Source organism: Bacteroides sp. 2_2_4 (assembly GCF_000157055.1).
Classification (GTDB): domain Bacteria; phylum Bacteroidota; class Bacteroidia; order Bacteroidales; family Bacteroidaceae; genus Bacteroides; species Bacteroides ovatus.
The window spans coordinates 597,779-608,996 of sequence record NZ_EQ973355.1 but is presented as its reverse complement, the minus strand read 5'-3'; the positions used below and the strand labels follow the sequence as shown (position 1 = coordinate 608,996).

Sequence of the window (11,218 nt, the reverse complement as noted above, 5' to 3'; positions counted from 1 at the left end):
GTGTCTCTACGGGGAAACGACAGTATCCTTACGTGGAAACTGTAGTGTCCCGCCTTAGAAACTCTCGTTTCCTACCGTGGAAATTGTAATTTCTAATGCCGGAAACGACAGTTCCCCGCCTGGAAACGGGAAGTTAATGTATACAATAAACTTTTGCCCTCCTGGAGAATTAGCTTATGTAAGGTTTATACTGTGTTGCAGATACTTTATCTGCAACCTATCTGCCGCAGGTATCTGCAACGCTCCAACTATTTATCAACTAGTGCATTACACGCGTTTGGTTGCAGGTGGCAGATGTTTTCATGTTTTTTCAACTTTATGGTAGGAGGAATACGCATCAAAATTGTGCTTACAACCGTAAGTCATAAAACAAATTCACCTCTGTGCCCTCCGTGTCCTCTGTGGTAAAAACCGTGCAATAATGTGTCAATATGCTAATTGTTTACGTTGTGTCCCACATGGTAATTGGTACGCTGATAATTATTCACTATTGGAATTTTTTGCGTAGTCTTTTTATCCAACTGTCGCTACGTATAACATTATTATTCTCTCCAATCGCTTTTTTCAAATCCCGGATCCGTTCATTTTGTCTCTTCATTGCTGCCTGTATTTCGTTTATCAACGTATTTATTTCCTTCTGCAGCTGAATTTCCTTTTCTTTCAATTGAATAATGTGGGCGTATTTCTCGCAGACCATTGTTTTATCTATGCACAGTTGTTCCAGCGTATCAATATATTCTGCTGTAATGCCGGCTTTACTTCGGCGAAAGAGTTCCAGAATACATTCTTCGTCAACGTTCGGAACATTGTCTATGTATAACATAGGAAATTGTCCCATTTCCACCCAAAGCAGGATCGCTTCTTTTTCGATGTGATACTTAATCACTGCTTTTTCTACACTAATCCATTTTGGCATATTGCTTTTGTTTTAATGTGTTATAAAAAAAGGAGTAAATAACGTATTGTCCGGAGAGGTGCAACGAACACCCACGATTTTTATGATTTCGGTCGGGTGGGGAATTGGTTGGGGTATAAGGATTGTTGAAACCGACCGGATACAATAAAAGCGTGAGTGCTGTTGTACCATTATCTAAATCGAGGTCTTAGCATACCGTGCACCAGATAATGATAAACAACAGACACCCACGCCAAACGTTTATATATAACAAATCTCTAATCGATATGTTGATATACGATCATCTACGTGGAGTATCTGTTGTATCATTTCCCGGTACATGAAATTTGCTAAGTTTCGATTTGGGAAACAATACGTTATTTACTCCATTAAGGAATAAAAACCGCTTTTGCCTGTTTCATCACGCTGATGGGCAGAAAGCGTATGACAAAGATATATGTTTTTTTCGGAATAGGATGGAAAAGAGGAAATAAATGCAGGAAATATGGTATGAGAATAGAGAGTAGGGTATAAAGATGGTAAATATGCTATACGGGTGGCAAATATAATGTGATGATAAAAAGGAGGGAGGCAAAAGTAAAACCATTTATTAGATTGATATTATTTAGGTACGGATTACACGGACTTCGCGGTTTTAGTCTAATGGAACCGTGAAATCCGTGTAATCCGTGCCTAAATGAAAGCCATAAAAGTCTTTTGACCTCGCATTGTCTTTCCGTGCAATTCTTTTTTTTTAGCTGCGATTTCTTTTGGGCTTTCCGGAGAAGATAGTCAGTTCAAGAATTGCAAAGATGATTTCCGTTGTGGTATATCCGGTAAATGTATATTCCAAATTTTCATTTTCGGAGAAATATTTGAGATAAACGGTTGGAGTGCCATTGTGGAAGTCGAGAAAAAGATAAGAAGTATAATCATAGATGCCAAGATCGGCAAACTCGTTCAGAATCGCTGTGTTGAAAATCGTGCATTGGCCTGTCTTTGATTCATTTCCGGACATTTCGAATCTGCGATGTTCTTTTGCGAGATCGTCTTTATTCACATGCCTGAATTGTTCTTGCAGTTCTTTACTGAAAGAAAGGCGTTGTCTGATGAAATTAAAAACTTCTTCCTTTGTCATTTGTTTTAAATCGGTTATTTCCATTTTTTATTAATTAGTCGGGTAAAGGTACTTTCTTTATTTGGTAATAAATCGGATTTAGTCATATTTCTTTTATTTATTTTTCGGCTTATAACCCTAAAAGAATCTGAATTTATGGATTTATTTAGGGTTATAACCCTAAAAACTTTCCGAAAATAGTATATCTTTGTGCTTATAACCCTAAAAACTTTTGAATATGATTAATCGTGAACAGTATATGGAACAAATTGTTCCTTTTATAGACAAGCCGTTTGTAAAAGTGATAACGGGTATTCGTCGCAGTGGAAAGTCGGTAGTGCTGCGTCTGATTCGTGACGAACTGTTGAGGAGAGGAGTTCGTGAAGAACGTATCATCTATCTGAATTTTGAAAGTTTTCAGTGGATAGATCTGAAAGAGGCGAAGGCTTTGTATGCTTATATTCGGGGACAGGCGGGAGATGCGGGTAAATATTATATTCTCTTGGATGAAATTCAGGAAGTGGACGGTTGGGAAAAAGTGGTCAACTCACTTCTGGTAGATTTGGATACGGATATTTATGTGACCGGCTCCAACTCACGTATGTTATCGTCCGAACTGGCAACTTATTTAACGGGACGGTATGTCGCTTTCCATGTCATGACCTTGTCTTTTAGAGAATATCTGACTTTCCATGACTTGCAGGCCAATGATCCGACGCTCAACCGGAAGGAGGAATTTCAGAAATATCTCCGTATGGGAGGATTTCCGGCCATACATACTGCCGATTATGGATATGAGGCTATCTATAAAATTGTCTACGACATCTATTCTTCTGTCATTCTTCGTGACACGGTGCAGCGTCACAATATCCGGAATGTGGAATTGCTCGAACGGGTAGTGAAGTTTGTTTTTGATAATATAGGCAATAAGCTGAACGCTAAAAATATAGCTGATTACTTCAAAAGTCAGCAACGGAAGGTGGATATGAATACCATCTATAATTATCTGAATGCATTGGAAAGTGCTTTTATCATTCAACGTATTCCCCGGTATGATATTAAAGGAAAGGAAATTCTGCAGACGAATGAAAAGTATTTTGTAAGTGACCTTTCTTTGATTTATTCCGTGATGGGCTATCGTGACCGGTTGATTGCAGGTATGTTGGAGAATCTGGTCTGTCTGGAGTTGAAAAGAAGGGGTTATGAAGTGTATGTAGGCAAACAGGATGATAAAGAAGTGGATTTTGTAGCCATCCGTCGGGAAGAAAAGATTTATGTGCAAGTAACGTATCAGTTAGCTTCACAGGCCACTGTTGAGAGGGAGTTTGCTCCTTTGCTCGCCATTAACGACCATTATCCTAAATATGTAGTTAGCATGGACAGCTTGTGGCAGGATAATGTGGAGGGTGTCAGGCATCGTCATATAGCCGATTTCTTGTTGGATGATGCTTGACGTTAAGGAATATAGAAAACGAAAAAGAGGAAATTCTCTGCGAGAATCTCCTCTTTTTTCATCTTTCACGAAAGATCGAATTATTTCTTCTTACGGTCACCGTAACGGCTCATGAACTTGTCAACACGACCTGCAGTATCTACCAATGTAGATTTACCTGTATAGAACGGGTGAGAAGTGTTTGAGATTTCAATCTTCAGCAACGGATAAGTTTCACCTTCGAATTCGATGGTTTCTTTAGTTGCTACAGTTGATCTAGACAAAAACATGTCACCATTTGACATATCTTTAAATACTACCGGACGGTATGATTCTGGATGAAGGCCTTTTTTCATTTCAGTATCTGTTTTTTTAATTTATATTCTGTTACTATTTTGGTAAGAAATAGTGTAATGGTCATTTTCAGAGCGCAAAGATAATGCTTTTCTGTGAAATAGAAAAAGGTTTTCTAAAATTTCTGATTTCTAATTTATGATTTCTGATTTGCTATGCAGATTTTGGTGATTAAATGAATGAAAAATGAGGTATAAATAAGGTATAAATAAGGAGATATAAATCCGAAGGCATCAATCAGAATTCAGAAATCATAAATCCCAAAGTTTGCAAGGTGGACATTACAATCTAATGTCACACTCGTATTCCTGCTAAATTTTGCAGTCTGATTTAAACCTTTTTCTACTATATTTTTCTTTCCGATGTTCGTTATTCGATGGATAATGCTTACTTTTGCGTAGAATTTTTATTCACTAACAATAAACTTTAAACAAAATGGTAAATTACAAAGATTTAGGATTGGTAAACACAAGAGAAATGTTTGCTAAGGCTATCAAAGGTGGATATGCTATCCCAGCATTCAACTTCAACAATATGGAACAAATGCAGGCTATCATCAAGGCTGCTGTTGAAACTAAATCTCCTGTGATTCTTCAGGTTTCTAAAGGTGCTCGTCAGTATGCTAACGCTACTTTGTTGCGTTACATGGCACAGGGTGCTGTAGAATATGCTAAAGAATTAGGCTGCGCACATCCGGAAATCGTTCTTCACCTTGACCACGGAGATACATTCGAAACTTGCAAATCTTGTATCGATTCTGGTTTCTCTTCAGTAATGATCGATGGTTCTCACCTTCCTTACGAAGAAAACGTAGCATTGACTAAGAAAGTTGTTGAATACGCTCACCAGTTTGACGTAACTGTAGAAGGTGAACTTGGCGTATTGGCTGGTGTAGAAGATGAAGTTTCTGCTGACCACCACACATATACTGACCCAGAAGAAGTAATCGACTTCGCTACTCGCACTGGTTGCGACTCTTTGGCTATCTCAATCGGTACTTCTCACGGTGCTTACAAGTTTACTCCGGAACAATGCCACATCGACCCGGTTACAGGCGTAATGGTTCCTCCTCCATTGGCATTCGAAGTATTGGACGCTGTAATGGAAAAACTTCCGGGATTCCCTATCGTTCTTCACGGTTCATCTTCAGTTCCACAGGAAGAAGTGGCAACTATCAACCAATACGGTGGTGCATTGAAAGCTGCTATCGGTATTCCCGAAGAATGGTTGCGTAAGGCTGCTAAGTCTGCTGTTTGCAAAATCAACATCGACTCTGACTCACGTCTGGCTATGACTGCTGCTATCCGTAAGACTTTCGCTGAAAAACCAGCTGAATTCGACCCACGTAAGTATCTTGGCCCGGCTCGTGACAACATGGAAAAACTGTACAAGCACAAAATCATCAACGTGCTCGGTTCTGACAATAAATTGGCACAGTAATAATCTCCGGATTATTCCATAAATAAAAGAAAGAGGCTGCTCCGGTTTGAACACTGGTAGCAGCCTTTTTTATGACGTTTAATCGTTTCAGAACGGAGAGAAGAAACACTATGGCTGTAATTAAAGAACACCCGTGTCACAACTGAATGTAACACGGGTGTTCTTATCTATTATATAATGTTTCTTACATCAAGAATCCAAGCAGGATACCGGCAGCAACAGCTGAACCGATCACTCCGGCAACGTTCGGACCCATAGCGTGCATCAGCAAATAGTTGGTCGAATCATATTCCAAACCAATCACTTGCGAGATACGTGCAGAGTCGGGAACAGCAGAAACACCTGCATTACCGATCAACGGATTGATCTTATTACCTTTCTTCAGGAAGATATTGAAGATCTTAACGAAGATGACACCGGATGCCGTTGCAATAACAAATGACAATGCACCGAGGGCAAAGATCTTGATAGAGTCAAGCGTCAGGAATTCGGATGCTTGTGTAGAAGCACCTACTGTCAGACCCAACAGGATAGTGATTGTATCAATCAACGGACCACTGGCAGTATTAGCCAAACGGCGGGTTACACCACTTTCTTTCAACAGGTTACCGAAGAACAGCATACCCAGCAAAGGCAGACCGGAAGGAACCAGGAAACAAGTCAGCAACAAACCGATGATCGGGAAAATCACCTTCTCCGTGTGAGAAACGGCACGCGGCGGTTTCATGCGGATGACACGTTCGTTCTTGGTGGTGAGCAGACGCATGATAGGCGGCTGTATCACCGGAACCAACGCCATATAGGAGTAGGCGGACACCGCAATGGCTCCCATCAGGTTAGGTGCTAGCTTGGAAGAAAGGAAGATGGCCGTCGGGCCGTCTGCTCCACCAATGATACCGATAGCACCGGCTTGCATCGGGTCGAAGCCCATTTCTAACGCGATCATATAAGCACCGAAGATACCGAATTGTGCAGCTGCACCGATCAGCATCAATTTTGGATTAGAGATAAGTGCCGAGAAGTCCGTCATGGCACCGATGCCCAAAAAGATGAGCGGCGGATACCAGCCGGAGGTCACTCCCTGATACAATATATTCAATACAGAACCTTCTTCATAAATACCGACTTTCAGCCCGGCATCCATATTAAAAGGTATGTTACCGATCAATATACCGAAACCGATAGGAATCAGCAGCATCGGTTCGAACTCTTTGGCTATTGCCAAATAGATGAATACCAAGCCAACGAGAATCATGACTACATGCCCTACCGTAGCATTGGCAAAGCCTGTGTATGTCCAGAAGTCGGCCAGGTTATTTCCTAAAAAGTTTATAAAGTCTCCCATATTATTCAATAATTACGAGGTCATTACCTTCAAGAACAGAGTCTCCCTTGTTGACGTTGATGGCAGTAATCTTACCGTCCTTATCCGCATTGATATTGTTTTCCATCTTCATGGCTTCCAATATGATAATGGTCTGTCCTTTCTTTACAGTATCGCCTACATTCACTTTGATGTCGAGGATCACACCCGGCAGCGGAGATTTTACTCCTGATTTTCCGGTAGATGGAGCGGTCGGTTTCACTACTTGAGTAGGAGCAGCAGGAGCATTAGGCATCGGGCGTACTGTCACGGGTTTCGCAACAGGCTTCGGCTGTTTCTCCATTTCTACTTTATAGTGTGTACCGTTCACTTCTACATGAGCGATGTTGTCTTCAATATCTCCGATGGTTACTTTATATGAGTTACCGTTGATTTTATATTTATATTCTTTCATCGTTTTTACTTTTTAAAAGGTGACTTACTTTCTGGGAGGAGTTTCACGCAAAGTGTAAATCTTCGAACTCCATGGTGAGTAGCTGCGTTTTACGCGGGTGATGGTCAGCACCGTTTCTTCTACGTCGTGCACCTCATCCTGCATTTCGTGTAATGCCATAGAAATAGCAGCGTATACTTCGCCCGGAGCCTGTGACAGTTCCTTAGCTTCATGCTTGTCAATGCCTTTAGATTTCATAGCGTTACGCTTGCTCAAATTAACAGCTACTTTTCCTACAATCTTAAAAGCAATAAAGAGAAGAATCAATCCGCAGAATACTACGCTCATGGCAGAAATGGACATTCCAACGCCATCAGCATCGTGTTCTTCAAACTTTTCCATCTTGGAATTGCTGTCAAGAGTCTTGTTGTTGGTGCTCGGAGTCACGTATTTGTCACCGCTTCCACTTTTTACTTCCCATTCAGCTGCCCCGTCGCTTACACGAGCGTATGATTGGTTGGGACCGAGCGCGCCTGCGGGCACTACAATCTGGTCGAGCAACTTTTTGCCGGAGTCGAACAGACCAACCCAATTAGCTGTTTCCGGATTCAGCTTGAAGCTGGTATGGAAAGTACCACGGTTAGGTTCGCCATCTGCCCAGAATAGTGCATGTTGGCGTGGTTTCACTAAAGTAAGTATATCACCTTTCGGGATAAAATAAGTAACTGTATCGCCCGGTTGGCTACTTACTTTCAGCAAGCAAGCTGCCAGGTCGGCGCTACCGAATGATTTATTGAATATTTCAATCCATGCGCTGTGCAATCCGTAATCGTCCTGAAAATTACTCTGATTGTCTATCAGGATTTCGTTTAGCACCAGCTTATTGTTCGACTTTTGCTCTCCACAAGAAGTCAAACCAATCAGCAACAGCAAAGAAAGGAATATTCCGATTTTGGTTTTGTTCATAATCGTTCTTGTTTTAATGTGAAAAGTAGGATTACAACGGAATATTACCATGCTTCTTAGCCGGATTACTCAATTTCTTAGTCTGCAACTGCTGCAAAGCACGGATAACACGGAAACGTGTGTTGCGCGGTTCAATCACATCGTCGATGTAGCCATATTTAGCTGCATTGTAAGGATTGGCGAACAATTTCGTGTATTCTGCTTCTTTCTCTGCAAGGAATTGAGCCGGGTTTTCCTGATCTTTGGCTTCGCGTGCGTACAATACTTCTACTGCTCCTGCACCACCCATTACTGCGATTTCGGCAGTAGGCCATGCGTAGTTCATGTCACCGCGAAGTTGCTTACAGCTCATCACGATGTGAGAACCACCGTAGGATTTACGCAATGTGATAGTAACCTTAGGCACAGTAGCTTCACCGTAAGCATACAACAGTTTAGCACCATGAAGGATAACGCCATTGTATTCCTGACCTGTTCCCGGAAGGAATCCCGGTACGTCTACCAACGATACGATAGGAATATTGAATGCATCGCAGAAACGAACGAAACGTGCACCCTTACGAGATGCGTTACTATCGAGCACACCAGCCAGATACTTAGGCTGATTAGCAACGATACCTACCGATTGTCCGTTGAAACGGGCGAAACCGATGATGATATTCTTTGCATAATCTTTCTGGATTTCAAGGAATTCACCGTTGTCCACAATAGCGCCGATCACTTCGTACATGTCATACGGTTTAGTAGGGCTGTCGGGGATAATATCATTCAAAGAATCTTCCAAACGGTCGATTGGGTCTGTACAATCTACATAAGGAGCTTCTTCAAGGTTGTTTTGAGGAATATAACTCAACAGTTTACGAATCAGTTCGAAACCTTCTTCTTCTGTTTTAGCGGTGAAATGAGTCACACCTGATTTAGTGGAGTGAACGCTTGCGCCACCGAGGTTTTCCTGGCTAACGTCTTCACCTGTTACGGTCTTCACAACTTTTGGTCCGGTAAGGAACATATAAGAAGTACCTTCCATCATTAGCGTGAAGTCGGTCAGAGCCGGAGAATAAACAGCACCGCCGGCACAAGGACCGAAGATACCTGAAATCTGTGGGATAACACCGGAAGCAAGGATATTGCGTTGGAAGATTTCTGCATAACCTGCCAAAGCGTTGATACCTTCCTGAATACGTGCACCACCCGAGTCGTTGATACCGATACAGGGAGCGCCCATCTTCATGGCTTGATCCATGATTTTACAAATTTTCAATGACATCGTTTCTGACAGTGAACCGGCAGAAACAGTGAAGTCCTGTGCGAACACATATACCAGACGTCCTTCGATCGTACCGCAGCCGGTTACTACACCGTCTCCCGGGTAATGTTTTTTCTCCATGCCGAAGTTCGTGCATCTGTGCTCAACGAACATGTCCATTTCTTCGAAGCTACCCTCGTCAAGCAGCATAGCCAGACGCTCGCGTGCTGTGTATTTCCCTTTTTCGTGTTGCTTCGCAATTGCTTTTTCACCGCCTCCGATACGTGCTACGGCACGGCGTTCAATAAGCTCTTTAATTTTTTCAAGTTGATTACTCATGAGTTCTTGTTAGTTTTAGAGTTTATGATTAATGTTCGCAGAGTTCTGTTAACACACCCAAAGTTGATTTCGGGTGAAGGAAAGCAATATTCAAACCTTCGGCACCCTTGCGGGGAGCTTTGTCGATAAGGCGGATTTCTTTGCTTTCTGCTTCTGCCAAAGCATTGGCTACGCCATCTTCTACAGCAAAGGCTACATGGTGAACACCTGCACCTTTGTTTTCAATGAATTTGGCAATAGTACTCTCCGGGCAAGTCGGCTCCAACAGTTCAATTTTGGTTTCGCCTACTTTTAAAAAAGCAGTTCTTACTTTCTGATCTTCCACTGTTTCAATGTTGTAACACTTCAGACCTAATACATTTTCGTAGTAAGGAAGGGCTTCTTCGATGCTTTTTACAGCAATGCCCAGATGTTCAATGTGTGAAATCTTCATAACTATACTTTTTTTATTTGGTTTTAATCATGTGCTTATATGGCATAAAACAGCACAAAGAAAGACATTTCTTACCTAATAAAGAAATATTTCTGCATTTAATTATTGGATTATTAAACAGAAAAAATGGTAGGGAAGGAGCATGAAGAGTCGTTTTGCAATCTTGAGATTACATTTAGACATAAAATTTGACTAAGAGTTTGTTCAGCCAATTCCAATTGACACGGAACCAGCGGCGGGTACTGCTTTGCTTTCCTCCGAATCGGAGAACGAAATCACGATAACCGTGTTTGCGGAACGGAAGTCCTACATCCATAAATTCCATGTGACGGAATCCCCGTTGGTGGGCGTCTTCCAATGCCTTCCAAACGGCCAGCACTCCCGGATACTGAAGTGCGTATGTCTTTTTCATTCCTCCGGAAAACCAAAGGTACGCGTCATCTCCCGAGTAGATACAGACGGAACCGCCAATGATTTTCTCTTTGTATTTTACTACGAATATTTTTGCCTGTTGTCCTTTGATTAGCATATCGTTCATGTGACGGAAAAAGTCGTTGGCAGGGAAATATCTGCGTATGCGGGAGGAATAAACCTTGTGCAGCATCCGTGAGAAATCGTGTATTTCTTCCACGGTATGTGCTTCCTCTACTTTGGCTCCATTCTTGAGTCCTTTTTTTATCTGACGGATGCGTGACGGGCTGAACCGGTCTTCCGTCTTTTTCATACTGTGCAGCGAATTGCGTACCCGCAGCCAGTTGACAGGGAAATAATCATTGGCACGGAAAACCCGGTAACCGAACATCGAATTATTGAGGTTCCGGAATTCGATCAGGACACAGCTACGCGATGCTTCTTGTGTGAGATGTTCGAGCATATCGCCAAAGACTTCTTCTGCCTTTTCTTTGTTGGTCGAAAGCGACTCATCTAGAAATTCACCTTCGCTATATACTACGCAATGTTTCACTAAAGAGGAGGGAAGCCACTTTTTCGCTTTGCGGATGGCAGCAAGCAGGCGTGCCACAGGTCTGCCGTCTTCTGTTGCTACTATTAATAAAGGAGTATACCCCGGAGTCGCTTCATAAATCTGAAATAACTCTTTGGAATGGAAGGCGTTTTTTCCGGGCAATTCAGGAATGTCCTTCCCATGATAATATGTGGTTAGTTTAAGTGGCATCTAGGTACAAATTTACACTTTTTATTCTTTATTCAACAACAAAACAGAGATTTTGTTGGAACTGC

Annotated in this window: 11 protein-coding genes; 2 read left to right on the top strand and 9 right to left on the bottom strand. The window is 41.9% G+C overall.

The window, feature by feature from the left end:
• Positions 1–487: 487 nt before the first annotated feature.
• Positions 488–916, bottom strand: a complete 429-nt coding sequence (locus tag BSCG_RS24695) for a hypothetical protein (protein ID WP_008774791.1) — start codon at positions 914–916, stop codon at positions 488–490.
• Between the two features lie 733 nt (positions 917–1,649).
• A complete protein-coding gene (locus BSCG_RS24700; protein WP_004304410.1) occupies positions 1,650–2,057 on the bottom strand; it encodes a hypothetical protein in 408 nt (135 codons plus the stop codon).
• A gap of 193 nt (positions 2,058–2,250) precedes the next feature.
• Here BSCG_RS24700 and BSCG_RS24705 point away from each other — a divergent pair, with 193 nt between their 5' ends.
• Entirely contained in the window at positions 2,251–3,465 is a 1,215-nt protein-coding gene (locus BSCG_RS24705) for an ATP-binding protein (RefSeq protein WP_004300908.1), read from the top strand.
• Positions 3,466–3,545: 80 nt separating this feature from the next.
• Here the strand turns inward: BSCG_RS24705 and BSCG_RS24710 are convergent, their stop codons facing one another.
• Complete coding sequence (locus BSCG_RS24710; protein WP_004300906.1) at positions 3,546–3,800, bottom strand: type B 50S ribosomal protein L31; 255 nt, start codon at positions 3,798–3,800, stop codon at positions 3,546–3,548.
• Between the two features lie 433 nt (positions 3,801–4,233).
• Here BSCG_RS24710 and BSCG_RS24715 point away from each other — a divergent pair, with 433 nt between their 5' ends.
• Positions 4,234–5,238: a class II fructose-bisphosphate aldolase gene (locus tag BSCG_RS24715; RefSeq protein ID WP_008648889.1), complete on the top strand. Its 1,005-nt coding sequence runs from the start codon at positions 4,234–4,236 to the stop codon at positions 5,236–5,238.
• Between the two features lie 184 nt (positions 5,239–5,422).
• Here the strand turns inward: BSCG_RS24715 and BSCG_RS24720 are convergent, their stop codons facing one another.
• The 6 genes from BSCG_RS24720 to BSCG_RS24745 all read right to left on the bottom strand — a co-directional run bounded on the left by BSCG_RS24720 (position 5,423) and on the right by BSCG_RS24745 (position 11,153).
• The gene (locus tag BSCG_RS24720; protein WP_004300899.1) at positions 5,423–6,583 is read right to left on the bottom strand and encodes a sodium ion-translocating decarboxylase subunit beta; all 1,161 of its coding nucleotides are present in this window, start codon (positions 6,581–6,583) and stop codon (positions 5,423–5,425) included.
• Between the two features lies 1 nt (position 6,584).
• Complete coding sequence (locus BSCG_RS24725; RefSeq protein WP_004300895.1) at positions 6,585–7,016, bottom strand: acetyl-CoA carboxylase biotin carboxyl carrier protein; 432 nt, start codon at positions 7,014–7,016, stop codon at positions 6,585–6,587.
• Between the two features lie 24 nt (positions 7,017–7,040).
• On the bottom strand, positions 7,041–7,961 hold the full coding sequence (locus tag BSCG_RS24730; RefSeq protein ID WP_004314216.1) for an OadG family transporter subunit: 921 nt from the start codon (positions 7,959–7,961) through the stop codon (positions 7,041–7,043).
• 31 nt (positions 7,962–7,992) lie between these two features.
• Positions 7,993–9,546 carry an acyl-CoA carboxylase subunit beta gene (locus BSCG_RS24735; RefSeq protein ID WP_004327014.1) on the bottom strand — a complete coding sequence of 518 codons (1,554 nt, stop codon included), beginning with the start codon at positions 9,544–9,546 and terminating at the stop codon, positions 7,993–7,995.
• A gap of 28 nt (positions 9,547–9,574) precedes the next feature.
• Positions 9,575–9,979, bottom strand: coding sequence for a methylmalonyl-CoA epimerase (gene mce, locus BSCG_RS24740; RefSeq protein ID WP_002561104.1), 405 nt, complete (start codon positions 9,977–9,979; stop codon positions 9,575–9,577).
• A gap of 175 nt (positions 9,980–10,154) precedes the next feature.
• A complete protein-coding gene (locus BSCG_RS24745) occupies positions 10,155–11,153 on the bottom strand; it encodes a GNAT family N-acetyltransferase (RefSeq protein WP_008774790.1) in 999 nt (332 codons plus the stop codon).
• Positions 11,154–11,218: the final 65 nt, after the last annotated feature.

Excerpts from the sequence above, each read along its gene's own strand:
- BSCG_RS24705 (WP_004300908.1), top strand. The coding sequence starts at position 2,251 with ATGATTAATCGTGAACAGTATATGGAACAAATTGTTCCTTTTATAGAC.
- BSCG_RS24725 (WP_004300895.1), bottom strand. The coding sequence starts at position 7,016 with ATGAAAGAATATAAATATAAAATCAACGGTAACTCATATAAAGTAACC.
- BSCG_RS24715 (WP_008648889.1), top strand. The coding sequence starts at position 4,234 with ATGGTAAATTACAAAGATTTAGGATTGGTAAACACAAGAGAAATGTTT.
- BSCG_RS24720 (WP_004300899.1), bottom strand. The coding sequence starts at position 6,583 with ATGGGAGACTTTATAAACTTTTTAGGAAATAACCTGGCCGACTTCTGG.
- BSCG_RS24695 (WP_008774791.1), bottom strand. The coding sequence starts at position 916 with ATGCCAAAATGGATTAGTGTAGAAAAAGCAGTGATTAAGTATCACATC.
- BSCG_RS24710 (WP_004300906.1), bottom strand. The coding sequence starts at position 3,800 with ATGAAAAAAGGCCTTCATCCAGAATCATACCGTCCGGTAGTATTTAAA.
- BSCG_RS24700 (WP_004304410.1), bottom strand. The coding sequence starts at position 2,057 with ATGGAAATAACCGATTTAAAACAAATGACAAAGGAAGAAGTTTTTAAT.
- mce (WP_002561104.1), bottom strand. The coding sequence starts at position 9,979 with ATGAAGATTTCACACATTGAACATCTGGGCATTGCTGTAAAAAGCATC.
- BSCG_RS24730 (WP_004314216.1), bottom strand. The coding sequence starts at position 7,961 with ATGAACAAAACCAAAATCGGAATATTCCTTTCTTTGCTGTTGCTGATT.
- BSCG_RS24745 (WP_008774790.1), bottom strand. The coding sequence starts at position 11,153 with ATGCCACTTAAACTAACCACATATTATCATGGGAAGGACATTCCTGAA.
- BSCG_RS24735 (WP_004327014.1), bottom strand. The coding sequence starts at position 9,546 with ATGAGTAATCAACTTGAAAAAATTAAAGAGCTTATTGAACGCCGTGCC.